Source organism: Bacillus sp. Root920 (genome assembly GCF_001429445.1).
In the GTDB taxonomy this organism is placed as follows: domain Bacteria; phylum Bacillota; class Bacilli; order Bacillales; family Bacillaceae; genus Bacillus; species Bacillus safensis.
Genome location: NZ_LMJV01000001.1, coordinates 85,979 through 108,035, shown reverse-complemented (window position 1 = coordinate 108,035; position 22,057 = coordinate 85,979). Strand labels below are relative to the sequence as shown.

Below are 22,057 nucleotides of genomic sequence, written 5' to 3'. Positions count from 1 at the left end.
ACCCTTGAGTTCTCTTTTGCTTTCTCTCTATGGTTTTAATTGAATACGTTCAATTTTACCTACGATAAAGATGTACGACAATGCCCCGCCTAAAGCAACTAAACTGACGAATAAAATTCCTCCATTGTAAGAGCCTGTCGCCGACACGATGAATCCGATAATCAGCGGAGTGATGATCCCAGCTAAATTAGCAAAAAAGTTAAATACGCCGCCAGCCAGCCCAACCATTTCCCGCGGTGCCACCTCAGACAGCATCGTCCAAGAGATATTAGACAATCCTTGCGCAAATGAAGCGATGGATAAAATGGTCAGCACAAGCGGGATATTTGTTGTAAAGTTTGCTAAAACAATGGTACTCGTCATCAGCAAGCCAACCACTACTGGCAGCTTTCTCGCTACATTCACTGATACGCCCTTTTTAAGCAGCCAATCAGACACATAACCTCCAAACAAGACCCCAAAGAATGCAGCAATATAAGGAAGAGAAGCAGCAAAACCTACCTTGAGAAACGCCATATTTTTCGCCTCTGCCAAATAGGTCGGAAACCATGTTAAAAAGAAAAAAAGGGTAGACGCAACAGAGAATTGGCCAATATAAAGCCCGATCAATTTACGATATTTTAGAAGGGCGGCAAAGTCTGCCCATTTCAGCTTCTCCTGTGATGCGACTGTCAGCCCATCGCCTTGCCGGATTAATCCTAACTCATCTTCATTTATCTTCGGATGCTCTTTCGGTTCGTGATAATACTTGTACCAAAAGAAAGCAAATATGATACCGAGCGCACCTGCCGTAATGAAGACGGTTCTCCAATCGAAAGTCGTCATGATCCAAAATAGAAGAGGTGTCGCAAATGCAAGACCCACATACTCTCCAGCAGTATAAACACCTGTTGCAAAAGCCCGTTCCCGCCTTGGAAACCATGTGGTAACAATACGGTTATTTGCAGGAAAAGCGGGAGATTCTGTAATCCCAATAAACAAACGGCAGCCAAATAAAAAGGCAAAGCTGTTCGCAAACGCCTGTAAGCATGTGAAAATAGACCAAGTAACGAGTGATATCCCATACGTTACCTTTGAGCCAAATTTATCGAGAATAAAACCGCCTGGTATTTGCATCGCTGTATATGTCCAGCTAAATGCTGAAAAAATCAAGCCTAATAAGGCAGGATTTAATTGCAATGAAGATTGAATTGCAGGAGCAACAATGGATACACTGGCTCGATCAATATAATTAATAGCGGTAATAAAAAACAACAGAATCAATATGCCAAAACGGGCTTTCGTTGGTTTCACATATGCGGGCTGCAATTCATTCCCCTTCAGTTCTGAATGCACTTTCATAACCATCCTCCTTTGTTTCCGCAGCGTGCGGTTCGGTTGAGCGTATTAAATTACCCCTTTTTCTTCTAACTGCTTACACTCTTCTTCTGTTAAGCCAAGCATATTTGTTAAAATTTCATAATTATGTTCGCCTAAATCAGGTGCAATGTGACGGATACTTCCAGGTGTTTTTTCAAACTTTGGAATGATCCCAGGCACCTTCACTTTTCCAAGACGAGGGTGATGCACCTCGACGATATTCTCTCGTGCTTTAAATTGCGGATGCTCAAAAATATCCCGAATACTTAAGATTGGGCTCACAGGAACACCGTGTTTATCTAAAATTTCTAATACGTCATCCCTTGTTTTCGACGCGATCCATTCAGAGACGATCGCATCCATTTCTTTGTTATGCCTCAGCCTGGATGCATTGACCGCGAATTTTTCATTCTCTAGTAAATCTAATCGATTCATCGCCTCTGCCAATCGATTGAAGGTCGAATCTGTACTCGTCACAAGAACCAAATAATGACCATCCTTTGTCTCATAGGTGCCGGCAGGGCTTGAATGTCCGCTCAGCCCCGGTGAACGCTCACGCACCTTCCCAAGCTTGTCATATTCTGCAACCAAAAACTCTAACATACGAAACACAGATTCATAGAGGGCCAAATCCACCATTTGCCCAGTTCCTTCTGGATGTGTATCCCTGTAATACATCGCTGTCACAGTAGCAAACGCCACATAGATGCCAGCAATATAATCAGTGAGAGAAAAGGAAGGGCTGACTGGATGCCGGTCTGGAAACCCTTGAATATATGTAAAGCCGCTAAACGCCGTCGCTGGTGTTCCAAATCCGGCTTTGTCCTTAAACGGGCCCGTTTGACCATAACCCGATACACGAATCATAATTAAACGAGGGTTGATTTCTTTTAACACATCGTACCCAACGCCCCATTTTTCCAGTGTTCCAGGGCGGAAATTTTCAATCAGCACATCGACCTGGCCCGCAAGTTTTTTAAAAATGTCTTTTGCTTCGTCTTTGTGCAAATCCAGTGTAAGGGATTTCTTATTCCGTGAGAGACCAGACCATCTAAGTGGTTCCCCATCTGCAAAAGGGCCGACATGCCGCAGCGTATCGCCTTTGCCAGGAATCTCGACTTTGATGACCTCTGCTCCAAAATCCCCTAGAAGCACCGCGCCATAGGGTGCAGCAATCATCGTAGAGACGTCTAATATTTTTATTCCTTCGAGCGGTGTATTCATATTCATTGCTTGACTCCCTTTCATTCAAGTGATGAAGGGCTAAAATCATTCCTAATTTTAGCCCTTTTCATCTTTCTGATTGACCCGGAAAGCCTTGATGATTCAAAAAGAGGGCTTACCGGTGCAGGTTTTTAATCCTTTGGAAGCTGCCCTTGCGGTGTGTAGAGCCAAATGAGCCATAAAGGTTCATCTCCTGTATTCACATGCTGGTGCGGGACACCGTCAGGAATGAACATAAAATCATTTTGTTTAAAGGACTGCCTTTCTCCATCACAAATGACTTCGCCAGATCCTTTAATCACAAAATCAAATTCCTCTGAACCCGGGTGATTGTGCACTGAACTTGCTTCCCCTGGTTCAAAAATGGTGAGACCCGCCATCATATGTTCTGAACCAACTGTATCCGGTGTAATGGTTTGAAATACCTTTCGAACCATTTGCTCCTCTGGACGATCTAAGCCTAACCATAATGGGTTCCCATCTTGAAACGGATTCAATACTTTAATTTTCATTGTTAATTCCTCCCTCATTCTGATTAATTCACGCTGACATGTGAGCGCTTTGAATTTGGTGAATAAATGTCATTAATATTCCAATGTCCATCCGTAGGAACAGGATCATTTTTCATTGCTACATCAATAACGCAAGGCTCCTGAGAAGCAATGGCTTCAGCTAAAGCTTCTTTGAATTCAGAAGCAGAGGTGATTTTAATCCCCTTCATTCCATAACCTCTCGCAATGGCAGCAAAATCCGGTGAATAGCTTTCTCCATCTTTTCTAAAAACAGTGCCGTACGTCGTTTCATAGTGCGCCATTTGCAAGCCGGCTATTGTGCCAAATGCACTGTTATTCATCACAATCCACACAACAGGAATGTTCTCTTCAACGGCTGTTGCGAGAACGGATGGATTTTGACCGAAGCCGCCGTCTCCAACGAGTGACACAACAACACGGTCAGGCTGGGCAATCTTTGCCCCAAGTGCGGCAGGGGCTCCAAATCCCATCGTTGCAAAGCCGCCTGGCGTTAAAATGGTTCCTGGCGTCAACACAGGAAATTGCTGTCCAACCCCATTTTTGTTCCAGCCAACATCCGTTGTAATAAACGCATCTGGCGGCAATACTTCCCGCACTTCCTGCAAAATACGCTGCGGCTTCATTGGGAAGGATTCATCTTGAACATTCGTCAGATTGCTAGCCTGAAAATCCTTACGATATGCCGCAATTTCCTTTTTCAATTCAGGACGATTCAGCCCTTTTGGCAGCCTTTCTCTCGCCACTCGATTGAGTACAGTCAAGGCTTGCTTAAGATCGGCTACCGCTCCAATTTCAACAGGGTAGTTACGGCCAATTTCATTCGGATCTATGTCGATATGAATGAGCTTGGTTGATTGGAAATTGAACGTATACTCCGATTCCCACGAGCTCGCATCAGCTTCAGCAAAACGAGTGCCTAAAGCCAATATATAATCCGCCTCTTTGCACTGATCATTGATAAATTTCGTCCCCCAAAACCCTGTCATTCCAAGGGTCATTGGGTGATCATCCGGCATGGCTCCTTTCCCCATTAAAGAATGGGCGACAGGGATACTTAGATGGTCAGAAAAAGCCTTTAGTTCTTCAGCTGCATCAGCTAATAAAATGCCTCCCCCAACATATAAGAGCGGTCTTTCTGCCTGCAGCAATCGATCTAATATCCGATTGGCCGTTTGATCATCAATAGAAGGTTTTTCAATGGTGTGTGTATGATGGTTGATTTGTTCAAACAGGGACACATCTAGGTCTTTTGAGAACACATCCATTGGAACAGAAATAAGCACCGGGCCAGGACGGCCGCTTTCAGCTAACTGAAATGCTTTTGATAAAATCTCTGGAAATAATTCTGGAATATCGACTCGCCATGCTCTTTTCACAAACGGCCGGTAAATTTCGTATTGAGAGGCATCGGAATGAAGATTGATTTCTTGGTGTGGGTGCTTTCCGTAATAGTGACTTGGGACATCTCCTGCAATAACAACCATTGGAATGGAATCAAGTGCTGCATTCGCTACCCCTGTTGCGGCATTGGTGAGTCCAGGTCCTAGATGACTGAGAACAACAGCCGTCTGTTTCTTCGCCCGCGCATAACCATCTGCTGCATGTGCCGCTATCTGTTCATGTCTGACATTTACAAATTGAATCGAGCTTTTTTCAAGCGCTGATAAAAAAGCAATATTCGTATGACCACAGAGGCCGAAAATATGCTCGACTCCCCGATTTTCTAAGTACTGAATAACCTGTGTAGAAATATTCTTCTTCATGTTTCTCTCCTCTCACGGTGCAGCTATGAATCTGCTACTCACTTATTCTTTGAAAACACAATAGATAGAACATTGTTCAAATCCTGTATCGCCACTTGCCCGGGAGCTGAGCTTTCTTTCCCTACAGCAAAGGTCATCACAGAACCAAAAAGCCCGCCAATCATTCTTGTAAAAGCCCCGTATTCCGCCATTGCCATGGAAATAACGGGAATTGACAGCTGCTTTTTCGCATGGCTGGTCGCCGAGAGCAGTGTTAATGCATCGTCATAGGAATGCGGCATCACTGCGATCTTTGCGATGTCGGCGCCGACTGATTCTGCATTGACGAATAGCTGCACGAGGCGATCCACCTCAGGGGTGCGATCGAAATCGTGATACGACACAATCAAGGTAACGCCATGTCTTTTAGCTGCCTGACTGACTTGCTGTATATGTGTCACATCATGCATGAATTCATAATCAACGGCGTCCACAAGCTGTGTGGAACAAAGTTCGGCAAGCAGAGAAACCTTCTCAGATTCTGAGAGTGATATCCTTTCGCCTCCCTCCTTTTCAGAACGAATGGTGAATAAAAATGGGATGCCCTTTGCCTTTTCTACCATTCCCTTAAGGGTTTCTATCACTTGATCCTTGTCATGAAGGTGATGAAAAAAATCCGCCCGCCACTCTATCACATCAGGCTTCTTCTCTGTTAACACCTCTATCTCATGAAACAATTCTTCCTTTGTTTGTCCGATGAGCGGCGTACAAATCATTGGCTGACCGCCTGCCTGCACACTTTTTACCTTTTGCTGAAATGCATTCACATCCATACGCCCCTTTCACAGACCATTTGGAAGCACGACCATTTTGGTTTCGGTCATCTCCTCGATGGCGAAACGCGGACCTTCTCTTCCAAGGCCACTTCGTTTAATCCCGCCATAAGGCCAATGATCCAGTCTAAAATTCGATGTCCCATTGATGACAACGCCGCCAGTTTCAAGCTCTTTTGCTGCGTGTAATGCCACATCCAGCTGATTCGTAAAGATCCCTGCCTGCAAACCATATCGGCTATCATTTGCTTCTTTAATTGCCTCCTCCAGCTCCTCATAAGGGAGAATGCTGACAACTGGGCCGAACACTTCCTCACAGACGACCTTGGCCTGTTTCGGAGGGTTTAGCAAAATAGCCGGTGTGATGCTCGCTCCATTTCTTTTCCCCCCGCATAAAAGCTGGGCACCCATGCTCTCTGCCTCTTGTATCCATGCCTCAACACGCTGTGCGGCCTGTACATCGACCATACAGCCGATATCACTCTCACTGGACAGCGGATCTCCAACAACAAGCTGCTCTACTTTTTGTTTTAATACCTCAGTAAACAACGGCATCATTTCCTGGTGGACATAAATTCTTTGAACAGAAATACAGCTTTGACCGGAATTACTAAAGCCTGTTTTGGCACACATGGATGCGGCTTGTTCAATATCTGCATCGTGATGAACAATCGTCGCTCCATTCCCTCCGAGTTCAAGCAGTACCTTTTTTAATCCCGCAGAGGTTGTAATGTGTTCGCCTCCGGCAGCCCCGCCGGTAAAAGAGATGAGATTCGTTCTATCATCAGTGACTAACTGTTTCCCGGCGTCGACCCCGCCAATCACAAGCTGCAAACCAGCCTCAGGAAATCCTGCTTCGAGAAGGAGTTCGACAAACGCTGTGGCAACAGCTGATGTTTGCGGTGCAGGCTTCAAAATGATGACATTCCCTCCCGCAAAGGCCGGACCGACTTTGTGACAAATTAAGTTGAGCGGTGCATTAAAAGGGGTAATCGCCAGCACAACTCCGACTGGTACTTTAAATGTCATGGCCATTGCTCCCTGTCCGCGCGATGATACATTGCCAGGAATGGTCTCACCTATTAATCGATTCGCTTCTTCCGCCGATTGCGCCAGCGTCTCGATTGACCGCGAAACTTCATCTCTTGTATTTTTAAGCGGTTTGCCTAATTCTAGCGAAATCAGTTTTGCAAAATGGTCTTTTTGTTCTTCAAGCAAGGTGGCTGCTTTTGTTAGAAGCTTTGAGCGTTCGATTGCCGATATTCCCGCTATTTGTTTTTTAGCATGCTGCGCACTAGAAAGTGCCTGTTCTATGTCTTCTGATGAGGCGAGATAGGATGTACCGATCCTTTCTCCTGAGTAAGGATTGATGATATCTGTTTTCACACGACCGGTATCCAGCCACTCGCCGTTTATATATGACAACGCTCTCAAACTACTCAAATTTTCTCTCCCTCCTTCAAGTGCCGCGTTCCATGTCCTGCATAACGAACCAATCTTTCTTCATTCGGACAAGGTCCTTTCACGAGGGCTCCCTTTGTCAGCTCCTCATATGCATGCGCCACGATGCCCATTCCTCTGGATAAGGAAAAAATGCCTTTTGCTGCTTCTGCTGGAATGTTTAATTCACATTGGATGGCAGCAGATACACCATCTATATTCATCGTGATTTTCTTCCCTTTCAGTTGTTCAAGCTCATGCCTAATCGCTTCGGCTAACCGTAAATATGTGCCGCTGATAAGACCTTGCTGGACATGTTTGTGACTCAGCTCATATAGACGTCTCACCCTCGGATCATCATCATGAAGCTGATGGCCGATTCCCGGGATTTTTTCCTTGCGATTTAACCATGTTTGACACACTTGCTTTGCCGCAGAGTGTATATCCTTTTGATCATCGTAGATCGCTTTAGCCTCGTATAGCATGCGCATGGCCTTCTCTCCAGCTCCGCCATGAATGTCACCTAATAGATTCACCCCTGTTGCTACAGAGGAATTAAACGAAATGCCGCAAGTCACCGCCATTCTAGCTGCTGCAATAGATGGTGCTCTTGGTCCATGGTCCGCACCTGCGACAAGAACACTTTCAAAAAGAGCTGCTTTTGAATCATCCAATAATTCACCAACAAGCAGTAAATAGAGCATTTGTGGATAAGACAATTCACCAATCAGTTCTTCAATCGGATACCCTCGAATTTCAATTGAATTTTTTTGAATATGACTAATCTCAGTCTCCCACCAAGCGCCTCCCTCTTTGTAAATTTCCAGTGCACTTCGATTTTTCATTGTGTGAATCATTCCTTTAGCTTCTTATTTGGAGGTGAACCACCCCTTTATTCCATCCAGTGGAATCTAATTTCACTTTTCGGAATGTGGTTTCATTGTAAGCGCATTCTTTTTATTCGTCAATTATTTTTTCTGAAAATACTGTCAATAGGAGCGAAATTAAGTGAATCGAACTAATTATGTTTGCTTTTTTTGATCAAAAAAATTGATATTTAGTTAAATGGACTTAAGTAGATCGTTCTACTAATTTAATGAATTTTTGGTTATTTTGTCAAACTCAATTGAAATTCGACATAAAAAAAACTCTCCATCTGGAGAGGTCTCTGATTATTGACAAAGGGCTAAAATGATCTTTATTTTAGCCCTTTGTCTTCTTTTCAGCGTGATAGAAAACCTTTGCAGCCCTAGGAAGGATGAGTACCGGTTCGGAATGTGACATTCGTGAGCACCGGCATGCAGGCCTGACAACGAATGCGAGGGTTTGTCTACACGCTGAAACCTCTCCATCTTCTGGAGAGGTTTCTTTTTTATTTCCACCAGTCATCAAACATGGAAGCGGGTACTTGGCGTTTATGCTCTGATTGAACATAACGCTTTTCAATCGCTTCGGCGGCTTGATCTGACACTGGTTTTCCTTCTAAGTAATCATCAATTTCATTGTACGTAATGCCGAGTTCTGTTTCATCCGTTTGCTGAGGTTTATCATCCAGCAGATCGGCTGTTGGTTTCTTTAAATACAGGCGTTCCGGAGCTTCTAGGGCTTCTAAAAGCGCACGGCCTTGGCGTTTTGTCAAACCTGTTAGCGGAAGAACATCTGCACCGCCATCACCATACTTCGTGAAGAAGCCGGTTACTGCTTCAGCTGCATGATCTGTACCGATGACAAGCAATCCTTCCTCACCACCAACAGCATATTGCGCGATCATTCTCATGCGTGCTTTGACATTCCCTTTATTAAAGTCAGACAATGGGCCGCCCGTTTCCTTTTGATATTGATCACTGAATGCTGACACGGCAGGTGCAATATCATATTTCCACGACTTGTCTGGCTGAATAAATGATAGGGCGAGCTGTGCATCATCTTCATCCTGCTGCACACCATGCGGAAGGCGTACCGCAATAAAGACCGCCTCCTCTTTTCCTTCTTGACGAAGCTCACTGACAGCAAGCTGTGCAAGACGTCCGGCAAGCGTTGAATCCTGCCCGCCGCTAATGCCGAGAACGAATCCTTTTGCCCCGGTTTTTTTCAAGTATTCCTTTAGAAATCCAACCCGTTTTTCGATCTCCTGCTTTGGGTCAATTGAGGGCTGCACATGCAACTCTTGGCTGATCTTTTTTTGCAAACTCATACACTTTTCCTCCTAAGCATCCTCTACATGAAGAGAACAGGTTTTACTCACAATTCATTGATTTAACAACGTTTTTTGAATCTCCATTATACCATGTTTTCATCAAGAACATTTTGTTAGACGTTCCCCTATTTCTTAGATGATCAAACATTCACAAGTGAAAAAGACCACGTCTTTATGGACTGGTCCTTTTTCTTTTTTAATCAATTTCTACCCGTATAGATGTACAGCTTGATCCATTACACTTCCCAATATCAGCAGGACATGCAGACACGGCCACAATGAGATCCATTTCAGCCCGCAGGCGAATGTAGTCACCGGGCAGCGATTTTGGCTCCTCCACAGACAGCTTTCCTTTTTCATCAATGACTGTATTCATAAAGGCGTTAAAAGGATAGTACATATCCTCCTTTGGAATTCCAAAGGGCTCAAAGGCAGTCCGCAAATTGTCGTAGCATGTATGCATAACCTCTAAGTGCGTCCGGCCGTATAAAAGCTGATACATCTCTTGCCGGCAGGCGGGCATGTATAAATCATGGCATTCCACTGTATCTTCAATGATCGTAAACATCGGTTTATATAAATTAGAATAAAGCTTATCGCCTTTTTTCACTTTAGACGAGAACAAACTGTCCATCGTCGCACCTTGGTCAAATTTTTCATAAAAATCTTTTTCATGATAGGCCATCACATCTGCTACTTGCTGGCCTTCGACATCAACCACTCGCATACATTGGCCTTTTCCTAAACGAAAGCCGAGTCTACCCTTTGGTAAAATGACGTGTTCTCCGTTCATCACATGCACTCCTTTCCATGACAGTATGCCCAAAATGTCCCCTTGATCATGTATAAAAAAAAGACGCGGTCACAAGCTAATGTCATTGAAATAGAAAGGTGTTGCACTTGCATTGAAAGAAGAACAATCTTTATCTTGGTGGCAGCTTTCTCTCATCGGAGTCGGCTGTACAATTGGCACTGGGTTCTTCCTTGGTTCCAGCATCGCCATTACAAAATCCGGTTATTCCGTCTGCATCTCCTTTTTGCTTGCTGCGGCCGGAACGTATCTCGTCTTTAAACATTTAGCTGCGATGACAGCCGATAATCCTGATAAAGGGTCATTTTGTTCCTATGCTCGTAAAGCATACGGACGCTGGGCAGGGTTTAGCAATGGCTGGGTGTATTGGTTTGCAGAAATGCTGATTACAGGAAGTCAGTTAACCGCCATTTCTCTGTTTACCCGCCACTGGTTTCCTTCTGTTCCGCTTTGGGTGTTTTCTGCGATTTATTCCGCTCTTGCCCTGCTCGTCATTATCATTGGGCTTTCTTCTTTTCAAAAGACAGAAAATGTTCTTGCGGTACTGAAAACAGCGGCGATTTTTCTATTTATGATTCTTGCGGTGCTTGTATTATTCGGCATTTTGACAGAACATAAACCGACCCTTCATCTGCCTAACAAGGATCACGAATGGATGCCTCTTGGTCCGCTTGGTCTTTGGAATGGATTGATTTATGCGTTTTATGCATTTGGGGGAATTGAAGTCATGGGGCTGATGGCGGTTCATTTAAAGGACCCGAAGGATGCGGCAAAAGCTGGACGTGTCATGCTGATCATTCTAGCGGTCATCTATATCGTCTCGATCGGACTTGCTCTCTTGCTTGTCCCAGTGACAGCCTTTAATGAGAACAGCAGTCCATTTATTACTTCATTAGAGCCGTTTCATTTATCGATCTTTCTTCATATCTTTAATGGCATTTTCATTATTGCTGGCTTTTCGACATTGGTTGCCTCTCTCTATGCGGTCACAACGCTGCTCGGCACAATGTCAGAGCATCAGGATGCACCTGCTTGTTTTAAACAAAAAGATCCATCGCATGTGAGATGGTCTTCGATTATCTTAACTGCTGCTGGCTTAATTGTCTCGATTTTGCTTGCACTCTTTTTGTCCAAACACATCTACGAGCATCTCACAACAGCAGCCGGTCTTACCCTGCTGTACACATGGATTTTTATTCTGTTCTCAAGTAAAAAGCTATCCAAGCCATCCACCCGCCAAACGTGCGAAATGATTCTTGCGCTGCTCTTAATTGGAGCCGCTGTATCAGGCACATTAACAGAGGCAAGCGGACGACCTGGCTTTTTTATCAGCCTTGGGATCATTGCAGTGATTGCCATCATGGTGCTATTTATGAGGAAAAAGTGGAAGCAGGATCAGACCGCATCATAATTTCATCATGTTTTTTAATGCAGTAAATGGACATTTGGCGGAGGCTGGTTTCTCCGCCTCTTCATCTGGGAGAAAGTATTGCTTCCATTCATGATTGGTCGGGTCCCCGTACCATTTTAATGATGGGTGAACACTGACCTCATCATATGCTTTGAGCCGCTTGCGAACGAGCTGGCTCATTTTTTGTCCAAACTTGGTCGATCCATTCAATTTTTCAAACACCCATCTAGGCTGAAATGCCATCAAGAGATAAGGGAAGTGGCGGCTTTTTCTGAGTTTGTGGGCAGGTGTGGAACACAAAATAAAATACGCTTCCCCATGGAAGCAATACTCCCACTCATGATGATGAGTATCTAGCGGAATCTCCTCAGGCCACGGTTCTTCATCTTTATGATGCAGCCGTTGAAGCAGCGACCAAAACTGCTGCTCAAATTCTTCAAGCGAGCTTTCCTTTAAATCCTGCGGTGTTTCAAAAAAACAGATAAATGAAGCATATTGACCGGTTTCTTTCGCACAGCCTTGATATTCTCTCAGCAGCTGGGCTAATTCATCCACCGCTTCCTCTTTCCTCGGGTCACCAACAAACCCATAGCGTAAATGATCGAGAAAAAATCCCTGTCTTCCGGGTACACAAGGGAATGTATCGGCTTCATCTCCTACCATCTCGCCAAATTGTGTGAAAGCATCCTGCTTCCATTCTTCTAGTGATCGTAGATTTTGATCAAGGCAACTTTTTGCATACAGCTGGGCCATTTCTTTACACCTCGTTTTAGCGTCTTCTCCATAGCCTATGAGGTGCAAATGGCTGTGGTGACTGTCCTTCCACGACTTTCCTAGCGCATGACAAAATGGGGTTTCCATTTAAATTGAGCAGGTATTTGTTTCTTTTATTCTATTATGTATGATCAGACTAGTGTAAGTTAATAGAGAGCCTTTCGTCATACCTACGATCGATTATTCATCAAAAAGACGGAATCCAGCACCCAATAAATAAGGGCTGCGCAGAAGCTAAACAGATAGACTTTATAGCTCATGAACACAACAAGCCCATAATCAATCCATAAAGCCAAAGCCGAACAAACCAGCCATGCCGCAATAAAATAAATCAGTAAGTCACGGCTTCGAAACCTCTTCGGATGCCGGTGTAAAACAAACTGAATCGGTGCAGCAAAAATGACATAAGCGAGCAAAATGAACAGACTGGTCATCTCCACATAACTAAAGCCCAATTCAGGCGGCATGAATAAAAACGTATAAACGAATGTTGCTGTGATGACTGATAAAATCAACATACACACATAGTTGAATACTGGCAAAAACAGACGCATAGCAGAAGCTCCTTCAAATCATTTTCTGTTCCATCATTATTTAATAATGTGTTATATCTGTCAATCCTTACAAAAAAAACAGACTGAATGTGTCAGTCTGTTTTTCTACCCAATCAACGCCATGATCCCCTGATATCCAAAATAGGCGCCGAAACCAAGTAAAGATAGACCTGCCAGAACAGATAAGCCATGTAAAACACGTTCACTTAAATAACGCCTAAACGAACTAGCAAGCAGCGCCATACTGAAATCCCAGATCAGCATGCCGATAAAAATAGCCATACTGTACATGAGCATTTGGGAAGCTCCATACTTTTCGATCGTATTGGCTAAGATGCTGCCATAGATGCCAAGCCAAAACAAAATACTGAGCGGATTAGATAGAGAAATGAAAAATCCGGTCATGAACGATTTGCCAATTGATGTGTTTTCGCTGTCCTTTTTCGGACTCTCCTGTAAATTGATTTTACGCAGACTTTCAATGCCGGTATAGGTCAAAACGAAAAAGCCGAACAGCCACAAAAAGGTTTTGACAAGAGGTGCAGTCAAAAGCTGGGCGACACCAAAATAGATGAGAAGCATATAGACAATATCCGCAGCCATAGCCCCCACACCAAAAATCCACGCATGCCAAAATCCACTTTTAATCCCTCTGTCGATTTGGGCTGCATTGACTGGCCCAACAGGCGCTGAAAGTGACAACCCTAAAAAGATATAACCAAAAAACACCGCCACATAGACGTCCTCCTTTTGATGCTGACTTGTACATGTTATTCAAACTTTCTGCGTTTTAGTACAAGTCCTTTGTCATCATTTCAGGTGGAGGCTTAGCGGTCTGCTTTCAGTGCTGACTGCTGCGCGTGTACCGTTTCTTTTTTCTTAGAACGATTCATTTGAATCGCAGCTGCGAACAGAAGAACAGCTAAGAAAGCAAATACAAAGACGGCACTAGCCGCTCCTGCCCATTCCAGACTAAATCCAATCAAAAAGGACAAGCAGGCTCCGCCTAAGCTCGCAGCTGCAATAAAATAACTTGTCGCCTCATCGATGGCATTTTCAATCATTAAGGCAGACGCTGTCAGTGCGATTGGGAACATGCCAGCTGCGCAAAGGCCGATGAAAAAGATGAGAATCAGCTGCGCGGTAATGTGGGTTGTCAGAGCGAATATCACAAGCAGCAAAATCATCAGTGATGCACTTAGCTTTAAAAAACGCAGCGGATGCAGCTGATCAGCTTTTCTCGCGATCACGGTTCTGCCGATGACGATCGCTGTCCAGAAAGTAGAGACCGCAAAGAGTCCCCAATTTTCTCCCCCTTTTTCCAGCATGATCGACGGCAAAAAATTCGCAAAGTTCGTTTCAATCCCTGCGTAGAAAAAGGCAAAGCAAATCATGATCACCACAATCATTCGATTATTTCGATCAACAAGTAAAGACGGTTTCCGCGTCCCCCTTGTGGAGGGAGCATCCATCTGTCCATGAGGCAGTTTGTTCATAAAAACCAGCCAGAGCATGAGGAAAAATGTCAGCGCACCCACCTGAAATAAAAACACATACTGCCATGTCTGTTCTGTGACGGTCAGCAGAATCACTAGCGGGAATAACAGCGCACCTAGTCCAAAAAAGACTTCCATAATACTGATTCGCTTTGCACTATTAGCCATCGAAATGACATACGCACCGGCTGTTGTCTCAAGACTGCCAGCGCCGCTCCCAAGAAAAAAACCTGCCAGCACAAGCGTTGTCCAGCCCGGCACCAATAGCCCCAGCAGAAGTGAGCCGATCATCAGCAAAAGACCCATCGTCAGCACAGCGCCATAGCCTTTTTTTCTCACTAAAATGGGGGATAACAGAACACCTGTCAAAAAACCAATAAACTGAAAAAAAATTAAAGATGATAATTCCCCTGGGCCCTTATCGTAACTAGACAGCAAATAAGGTGTTAAGCTGCCAAAAAATACATGAATGGTCCCAATAAAAAAATAAAAGACACAGCCAAAATAAAATACCTTTTTCATCTTCTCACTTCCTCTAAAAAGGAGCGGAGTCATGATATCCTCCGCTCCACCTCTTTAATATGCCTGGGCAGAGACGACTGCCTCTTCCCTTTCAAAGCATGTATTGAGCGCAGCCTGAGCGCGATAACCATCTTCAAAATCAGCGACCTTCATATGAGATGGGTATGGATCAGTATTCACCCAATGCATCAGCTGATCGCGGAATGTATCGGACCATCCGTAAAATTCATTTGGCGGATCTGTCAGCAAAGTTTGCGGCATTTGATGACGCTCCACACACAATCCATCACTGATCTCATATTCGTTTTTCATGTTCGTATGGTATTTGAATACCTTGTCATGACCAACGACTTCTACACTAAATCCACATTCCTCAGGCTGCGTGCTTTTGGATGTCACTAAATGAAAGAACACTTGATTCTCCATCTGCCCAAAAATTTCGGTATGATCATCCACCTGAACCTTTTTCTCTTCTTTTTCCTTTACATGTGTCAGCACCTTGGTGTTAAGTGATTCTTTCTTCATTTCACTGCCAAATAAGTACCACAGCATATCAATCAAATGAATGCCAAGATCCCCTAGTGCACCGCTCGTACGCAGACTTTCACCGCTGTCTCTCCATGAAAAAGTCTTTCTTCTAAGGGCACTGTTTTTCTTAAAATGAGTTCTGACAGTTAAAATGCGGCCTAATTCACCGTTGGCAATCAAGTTCTTCAATATATTCACAAAGGATAAATAACGATAGTTAAAGCCCATACTGGCTTGAACTTGGAACTGTTTGGCTGTCTCCACCATTTCCTTCGCTTCCTTCAGCGACACAGCCATCGGTTTTTCACATAAAATCGGCTGTCCTGCTCTTAGCGACTGAAGAGCATGGTCCTTGTGACAAAAATTAGGAGAAGCAATAATCAACCCATCAGATGCATCTGCCAGTGTCTCAATACTTGAATACACACGCCCGCCGTACTGTTTAATAAATCCCTGTGCAACTGACTCGTGCAAATCATAGACACCGGATAATTCTGCACCTTTGATCGTTGATAATGCTCTTGCATGTGCTTTTGCAATATTCCCTGCTCCAACAATTCCAATTTTCTTCATGAATGTGCCTCCTCATGTTTATACATCACTGTTTTCAGTGTTTCATAGATTCCTTTTGCATACCCATGATGACAAATTTGGTGATGGTGCCGTTTGGCTTCGGCTGTCGCATTTTGGACAAGGAAACCGTGTGTGACGGATTGAAGCATCCGCAAATCGTTCCCACTATCACCAAAGGCAAAGCCTTGATCTTTCGATAAATCATATTGGTTCAGCATAAAACGGACAATTTCATCCTTCCCTGTTCCGACTGGTAAAAAATCGACATCATAGCAATCCTCAGGATCTCCTGCAAGCGGGTTGCATTTGTTGATATTGACCGCCACGCCTCGCTCTTTAGCCAGTGTTTGGATAAATGATAGATGATGAAGATCTGTCCGTTCATCCTGCTCCTGATAATAGAAATTCTTCTTATACCCTGAGCTGCCCAGCTGCGTTTGCGGCCTAAGGGAAATTCCCTTTTCTCGGATGGTTTCCAGGATGTCTTCGATTTTTTCATTTGAAAAGCCCTGCGCATCCAGCCGCTTCATCCACTCTGCATCTGGCTGTCCAAAATGGGCATCCGACGTATATACAATCTCAGTTCCTAAGTTCGACGCAATGAAATGCGGGAATTGATGAAACTCGCCTTTTTCCATTTTGCTCGTGACAGAATCGAGACTGCTTCCCGTCACCCAGCCCAGCAAGAGCTGTCCCGCTTCACTCTTTTCTGCTACAAAGGCTTCCAGCCGCTTGACATCCTCTCTCTGCTCCTCTGTCATTCCGTGAGAATAATACGTTTCATCAAAGTCACAGAAGACGATCCACTGCGGATTCTTCGGCTGATTCAGCAGTTTTTTATTGAATGGAAGACTTGATAACATGATGAACCCCCTCGATGACCTTCTCCTGATCTTGCAGCGGCATTCCTGGATAAAGCGGCAAGTGAAGTAATTGCTGCGCAGCTTTTTCCGTGTGTGGAAGTGTCGTTTGTCTATATTTTTGAGAAACAAGATTTGTTTGATGCTGATGCGATAGAACCGGGTAATAGACATCCGTCTCTATGCCCATTTCCAGCAATTTCGATGCCAGTTCATCTCGTTCTCCCTTCAGCACTCTAATCGGGAATAGATGCCATACATGATCATCTGTCAGCGTCGGGAGCTTCATATATCCTTCATCCTCAAGCGTTTGCAGCTGGTCAATGTATCGCTTGGCTAAGTAAAAACGTTTGAAATTTTGCAGTCCTAAATACTTCATTCGTTCGAGTCCAATCGCTGCCTGCAAATTATCAATTTTCGAATTAAAGCCATAGTCACTGCGTTTGACATTTTTCTTTCCAGCTTCAAAGCCGTGATAGCTGATCTCCATGCATTTTTCCGCTAAGGCCTCATCATTTGTAGCGATGGCTCCTGCCTTTCCGCAGACCCCAAGGTTTTTGTATGGATTAAAGCTGAGAACAAGTCCATCTCCATAAGCGCCAAGGCCGCTGCTGCCAATCGCCTGACAGCCGTCTTCAATGATTTTCAGTCCATGCTGTTTCGCAATCGCCGAAATCTCCTTCATATCCGCTTGCTTTCCATATAAATGAACCGGTAGAATGCATACCGTTTTATCTGTGATATGTTTCTCTATTTCACTCGGTGAGAGGCAGTAGGTTTCAGGATCAATATCGGCATATACCGGAACAGCCCCAATGGCAAGCACTGCATTTTCTGTTGCAGCAAAGCTATTGGCCGGCAAAATCACCTCGTCTCCTGGATGGACGCCTGCTGATATGAGACTGATCATTAATGCATCTGTTCCACTTGACGTGGCAATGACATATTTTTTCCCTAAGTACTCAGCAATCGCCTTTTCAAATGTCGGAATATATGGCCCTGAAGTAAAACGGCCAGAGCTCAATACTTCCTTCAGCACCTGCATAATATCATCGATTTCATCTTCTGAAATCAGTTTGTCAACTGGCAGAAACGGTATCTTTTTTTCCTTATTTTGTTTATAATGGAAGAGAATTTTTTCCAAACCTGTGCGCTCTATATCTTGCTCAAGGAACGTCACCAGCTTTTCATTTGCTAGATGCTTTTCAATTGAATCGGCCTTTACTTGAACACCTTGATTGATCATATCCAGCAAAGGAAGATAATCCTTGCTTTTACCTGATATCTTCGTCAATATTTGCATACCATTCCCTCCAATTAATCAATTCCTTTTGTTAATATTTAACTTGTTTCACATTGTAAATGATGTTATCGATTTCAGAACAATAACTTTGTGTAAAGGATTTGTTAATATGTGTACAATTTATGAAATTGCCAAACGCTGCGGGGTTTCAACCACCACCGTTTCCAGAGTGCTAAACCATCACCCATATGTGTCAGAAGAAAAGCGGCAGCTCATTTTACAGGTGATGAAAGAAATGGAATATACACCGAGTTCAGCAGCCCGCACACTAAGGTCACATCAGACAAAAACCATTGCTGTGTCTGTTCCAGCTGTGGACCATCCTTTTTTTGCACAATTGATTAAAGGCATTTCAAAGGAAGCACTGGATCAAGGATATAAAGCCATCGTGCTCCAGACGTTTTATCAAGAAGCATTAGAACTTGAAGGGCTTCAATTATTAAAAAGAAAAGAAGTCGATGGGGTTATATTGGGTGCGTTAGAAAATACGTGGGAGAAAATTGAGCCATTTTTAACGAACGGCCCCATTGTCATGGCAAATGAATATCACCAAACAGCAAACATCCCGATTATTGGATACGATGAACGGGAAGCCGCCTATAAAGCGGTGGACTATTTGATTCGGTCGGGGCGAAAATCGATTGGGTTTTGCTTTGATACAGAAAGCAGTGAAGCGCAGAAACAAAGGAAACAGGGCTATCTTGATGCACTCTCTGCTCACGGTTTGCCGCTGCAAGACGATTGGCTGTTTGGAGAGGCCTTTACCATTGAAGACGGCTTTCGCTTAATGGATGTCATCCATCACATGAAGAAAGCGCCTGATGCCATTTTCACCGGCAATGATCAAGTCGCAGCTGGGCTCATTAAACAGGCCATTTCATATGGCTATCAAATCCCCAAGGATCTAGCGGTCATCGGCTATGACAACCAAGACATATGTGAGGTGACAGCTCCAACGATCACCACAATTGACATACCGATCGTAGAGCTTGGCCAGCGGTCTGTGCAGCAAATGATCGCACTCCTGCAAGACCAAAAACCATTACAGCGCGAACATATCCAGCTGCCTACCCGGCTCGTGACAAGAGAATCTACATAAAGAAAAAGACTGAGATCTCTCTCAGTCTTTTTTAGTCTATCAACCTATACAAATTGAGCGAGAATGAATGTCCATATACATACAATACCGAGCAGGATGAAGCTGTACTTCACGGTCTTTTTGAAGAGCTCAGATTCTTTCCCTGTTTCTCCAACAGCTGCTGTAGCGATAGCGATTGATTGTGGAGAAATTAATTTCGCCATCACACCACCGGTCGTATTCGCCCCAATTAACAAACCTGCCTGTGAGCCGATTTGAGAAGCAGTGACCGCTTGAAGGTTACCGAATAAGGCGTTGTTACTCACGACAGACCCCGTAATAAACACACCGATCCAGCCAAGCACTGGGCTGACAAGGGGGAACAGATCGCCTGTTTTGGCAAGAGCAAGTCCAATCGCTGAACTTAGTCCAGCAAAGTTTGCAAGGTTGGCAAAGCCCATGACAAAACAAATAGTGAGAACAGGAACCCAAAGCTCTTTCACCGCTGCTTTTAAACAGACAGCGCCTTCTGTTAATGTAATATGTCTGCTAAACATCCCTGTCAGCATGACCGCAATCAGAATGGCGGTCCCCGTTGCACTGATGACATCAATTTTAAAGATCGCATCAATAGGTGTTTCCGTTTGTGCAATTGGTGGTAATTTCACAATTTGCTGATGTAAAAATGGCATTTTCACTAAAATGGTCGTCCAGTTAAGCGGTCCTCCTACAGCAAACAATGCTTTAAATGCTGGCAGACTCCATACCGTAATAACAGCAGTTAAAATATAGAACGGAGACCATGCTTTCAGTATTTCAACGCCGCGATACGTTTGTTTCTGTTCAATATCTGGCGCTCCTTCTTCACGATAAATGTGTTTTGGCTGCCATTTCCGAAGAAATAAAGCCAAAACTCCCATACTTGCTAAGGCAGAAATAATATTGGCAAGCTCAGGACCCATCGTCACCATTGTGACAGCTTGCAAAATGGCATAGGTTCCACTCACAACAAGCAAGGCTGGCAGAGTTTCTTTGATTCCTTTGAATCCATCTACAATCAGAATGAGGAGGAACGGAATACAGAATGAAATAAACGGGATCGTATATACAAGAGTTTGAGATAACGCAAGCGGCGTCATATTGCCCATTTGCGCCCCTGTAATCACTGGAATGCCCACAGCACCAAATGCACCAGACGCAGCATTGGCAATTAAGCAGAGCATCGCAGCTTTCAGCGGTTTAAACCCAAGCTCTGTTAAGAGAGCGGCACTGATCGCAATCGGTACACCAAAACCAGCAGCTCCCTCTAAAAATGCGTTAAAGCTAAAACCAATTAATAAGAGCTGAAGACGTTGATCTTGAGAAATTCCTGCAATACTAGATCGAATGACATCGAACTTACCAGATTTCACGGCAATTTTATAGAGCCATACCGCCATGATGACGATATATCCAATCGGCCACAGCCCATTAGATATACCGAGCAGCACAGCAGATAATGCCTTTTCAACCGGCATATGAAAGAAGAAAACAGCTGTTACAAAACTGACGATTAAGGTAAAACAAGCGGCTAAAACACCTTTTAGCTTAAAAACGGTTAATGCAAGAAGGAAAAACAAGATTGGGAGCATTGCCACCAATGCACTGACGAATTCATTACCAAACGGATCATATATTTGCTGCCACATAGTGATTCATCCTTTTCTGCTCAGATAGGTTGCTTTTGATTGATTAAAAATGAGGAGCCAAAATCTCTTTTAACACATTTACACTGTGTGCAAATTTTTCTTTCTCCGTGTCGTTCAATGCAAGCTCCATTACTTCTGTCGCGCCATTTCGATTCACAAGGGCAGGTACACCAATGTAGACATCTTCTGCTCCGTACTCTCCATCTAAGTAAGTGCTGACAGTTAAAATGCTGTTTTCATTGTGCAGGATCGCTCTTGTAATGCGGGCTAAACTCATTGCTACGCCGTAATAAGTGGCGCCTTTTTTCTCAATGATTTGGTAAGCGGCATGACGAACATTTTCCATGATTTCATCTAAGTCTTCTTGTTTGTATTGCTCATTTCTCTTCATTAATTCTGCAATTGGTACACTTCCGATATTCGCATGACTCCAGACAGCAAGCTCTGTATCTCCATGCTCGCCAATGATGTACGCATGCACGTTGTGTGCCGCTGCGTCAAAGTACTCACTGAGCATGTATCTAAATCTTGCCGTATCAAGCGTCGTACCACTGCCAATCACTCGTTCTTTTGGAAGACCACTGAATTTCCAAGTCGCATATGTCAAAATATCCACTGGGTTTGTGGCCACTAAGAAAATGCCATCAAATCCACTTTTCATTACGTTTTCTACAATGCCTTTAAATATATTTAAATTTTTCTCAACAAGGTCAAGTCTTGTTTCACCTGGCTTTTGGTTTGCACCAGCACAGATACAGACGATATCTGCATCCTTACAATCCTCATAATCTCCATACCATGTATTCACAGGATGCGGGGCAAATGCTTTTCCGTGGTTTAAATCCATCACGTCACCCATTGCTTTGTCTTGATTCAAATCGATGACAACCAATTCATCTGTGATTGCTTGATTTATTAATGTAAAGGCATAACTGCTGCCGACGAAACCTGCTCCAATAAGGGCTACTTTGTTTACTTTTTCGTTTGTCATTTATCTCATCCTCCTGAGTAAAACTAGGCTGTTTTTCTTATGTGAAGTATTTCACATTATTATTGTGCAACATTTCACAAACTTTTGCAAGGGGACTGCTCAAAAAAAATATGTAGCGAATTTGTGAACACATTTATTGT

At 43.9% G+C, this 22,057-nt stretch carries 20 protein-coding genes; 2 read left to right on the top strand and 18 right to left on the bottom strand.

Going from position 1 to position 22,057, the window contains the following annotated elements; all coding sequences use genetic code 11:
* Window positions 1-27: 27 nt before the first annotated feature.
* The 9 genes from ASE42_RS00490 to ASE42_RS00450 all read right to left on the bottom strand — a co-directional run bounded on the left by ASE42_RS00490 (window position 28) and on the right by ASE42_RS00450 (window position 10,121).
* Window positions 28-1,341: an MFS transporter gene (locus tag ASE42_RS00490; RefSeq protein WP_056765044.1), complete on the bottom strand. Its 1,314-nt coding sequence runs from the start codon at window positions 1,339-1,341 to the stop codon at window positions 28-30.
* Window positions 1,342-1,386: 45 nt separating this feature from the next.
* Complete coding sequence (locus ASE42_RS00485) at window positions 1,387-2,589, bottom strand: CaiB/BaiF CoA transferase family protein (RefSeq protein WP_080780824.1); 1,203 nt, start codon at window positions 2,587-2,589, stop codon at window positions 1,387-1,389.
* Window positions 2,590-2,714: 125 nt separating this feature from the next.
* Complete coding sequence (locus tag ASE42_RS00480) at window positions 2,715-3,095, bottom strand: cupin domain-containing protein (RefSeq protein WP_024424330.1); 381 nt, start codon at window positions 3,093-3,095, stop codon at window positions 2,715-2,717.
* A 23-nt stretch (window positions 3,096-3,118) separates the two neighbouring features.
* The gene (locus ASE42_RS00475; RefSeq protein WP_056765041.1) at window positions 3,119-4,879 is read right to left on the bottom strand and encodes a thiamine pyrophosphate-binding protein; all 1,761 of its coding nucleotides are present in this window, start codon (window positions 4,877-4,879) and stop codon (window positions 3,119-3,121) included.
* A 38-nt stretch (window positions 4,880-4,917) separates the two neighbouring features.
* A complete protein-coding gene (gene aroD / locus ASE42_RS00470) occupies window positions 4,918-5,691 on the bottom strand; it encodes a type I 3-dehydroquinate dehydratase (protein ID WP_056765039.1) in 774 nt (257 codons plus the stop codon).
* Between the two features lie 9 nt (window positions 5,692-5,700).
* Window positions 5,701-7,134 (bottom strand): aldehyde dehydrogenase family protein, encoded by a 1,434-nt coding sequence (locus ASE42_RS00465; RefSeq protein ID WP_056765034.1) that lies wholly within the window; start codon window positions 7,132-7,134, stop codon window positions 5,701-5,703.
* Window positions 7,131-7,988, bottom strand: coding sequence for a citryl-CoA lyase (locus tag ASE42_RS00460; protein WP_024427250.1), 858 nt, complete (start codon window positions 7,986-7,988; stop codon window positions 7,131-7,133). Before ASE42_RS00460 ends, ASE42_RS00465 begins: the two co-directional genes overlap by 4 nt.
* 515 nt (window positions 7,989-8,503) lie before the next feature.
* Window positions 8,504-9,325 (bottom strand): ammonia-dependent NAD(+) synthetase, encoded by an 822-nt coding sequence (gene nadE, locus ASE42_RS00455; RefSeq protein ID WP_025092795.1) that lies wholly within the window; start codon window positions 9,323-9,325, stop codon window positions 8,504-8,506.
* Between the two features lie 199 nt (window positions 9,326-9,524).
* Entirely contained in the window at window positions 9,525-10,121 is a 597-nt protein-coding gene (locus tag ASE42_RS00450; protein WP_024424336.1) for a DUF1989 domain-containing protein, read from the bottom strand.
* A 112-nt stretch (window positions 10,122-10,233) separates the two neighbouring features.
* On the opposite strand from ASE42_RS00450, the gene ASE42_RS00445 reads away from it, so the two are divergent.
* A complete protein-coding gene (locus ASE42_RS00445; RefSeq protein ID WP_029706583.1) occupies window positions 10,234-11,550 on the top strand; it encodes an amino acid permease in 1,317 nt (438 codons plus the stop codon).
* Here ASE42_RS00445 and ASE42_RS00440 read toward each other — a convergent pair.
* From ASE42_RS00440 to ASE42_RS00410, 7 genes are all read right to left on the bottom strand, one after another.
* Window positions 11,545-12,303, bottom strand: coding sequence for a YqcI/YcgG family protein (locus ASE42_RS00440; RefSeq protein ID WP_056765030.1), 759 nt, complete (start codon window positions 12,301-12,303; stop codon window positions 11,545-11,547). The genes ASE42_RS00445 and ASE42_RS00440 overlap by 6 nt on opposite strands.
* 191 nt (window positions 12,304-12,494) lie before the next feature.
* Window positions 12,495-12,878, bottom strand: coding sequence for a UPF0715 family protein (locus tag ASE42_RS00435; protein WP_056765027.1), 384 nt, complete (start codon window positions 12,876-12,878; stop codon window positions 12,495-12,497).
* Between the two features lie 105 nt (window positions 12,879-12,983).
* Window positions 12,984-13,613 (bottom strand): LysE family translocator, encoded by a 630-nt coding sequence (locus ASE42_RS00430; RefSeq protein ID WP_024424337.1) that lies wholly within the window; start codon window positions 13,611-13,613, stop codon window positions 12,984-12,986.
* Between the two features lie 92 nt (window positions 13,614-13,705).
* Window positions 13,706-14,896 carry an MFS transporter gene (locus ASE42_RS00425; protein WP_025092791.1) on the bottom strand — a complete coding sequence of 397 codons (1,191 nt, stop codon included), beginning with the start codon at window positions 14,894-14,896 and terminating at the stop codon, window positions 13,706-13,708.
* A gap of 54 nt (window positions 14,897-14,950) precedes the next feature.
* Complete coding sequence (locus tag ASE42_RS00420; protein ID WP_056765025.1) at window positions 14,951-15,997, bottom strand: Gfo/Idh/MocA family protein; 1,047 nt, start codon at window positions 15,995-15,997, stop codon at window positions 14,951-14,953.
* Window positions 15,994-16,860: an HAD-IIB family hydrolase gene (locus tag ASE42_RS00415; protein ID WP_056765020.1), complete on the bottom strand. Its 867-nt coding sequence runs from the start codon at window positions 16,858-16,860 to the stop codon at window positions 15,994-15,996. The genes ASE42_RS00420 and ASE42_RS00415 overlap by 4 nt, the downstream gene beginning before the upstream one ends.
* Window positions 16,835-18,160, bottom strand: a complete 1,326-nt coding sequence (locus ASE42_RS00410) for a DegT/DnrJ/EryC1/StrS family aminotransferase (RefSeq protein WP_056765018.1) — start codon at window positions 18,158-18,160, stop codon at window positions 16,835-16,837. The genes ASE42_RS00415 and ASE42_RS00410 overlap by 26 nt, the downstream gene beginning before the upstream one ends.
* A gap of 109 nt (window positions 18,161-18,269) precedes the next feature.
* On the opposite strand from ASE42_RS00410, the gene ASE42_RS00405 reads away from it, so the two are divergent.
* Window positions 18,270-19,259 carry a LacI family DNA-binding transcriptional regulator gene (locus ASE42_RS00405; protein WP_056765015.1) on the top strand — a complete coding sequence of 330 codons (990 nt, stop codon included), beginning with the start codon at window positions 18,270-18,272 and terminating at the stop codon, window positions 19,257-19,259.
* A gap of 44 nt (window positions 19,260-19,303) precedes the next feature.
* Here the strand turns inward: ASE42_RS00405 and ASE42_RS00400 are convergent, their stop codons facing one another.
* Window positions 19,304-20,926, bottom strand: a complete 1,623-nt coding sequence (locus ASE42_RS00400) for an L-lactate permease (protein ID WP_056765012.1) — start codon at window positions 20,924-20,926, stop codon at window positions 19,304-19,306.
* A 43-nt stretch (window positions 20,927-20,969) separates the two neighbouring features.
* A complete protein-coding gene (locus tag ASE42_RS00395) occupies window positions 20,970-21,917 on the bottom strand; it encodes an L-lactate dehydrogenase (protein ID WP_056765009.1) in 948 nt (315 codons plus the stop codon).
* Window positions 21,918-22,057 lie beyond the last annotated feature (140 nt).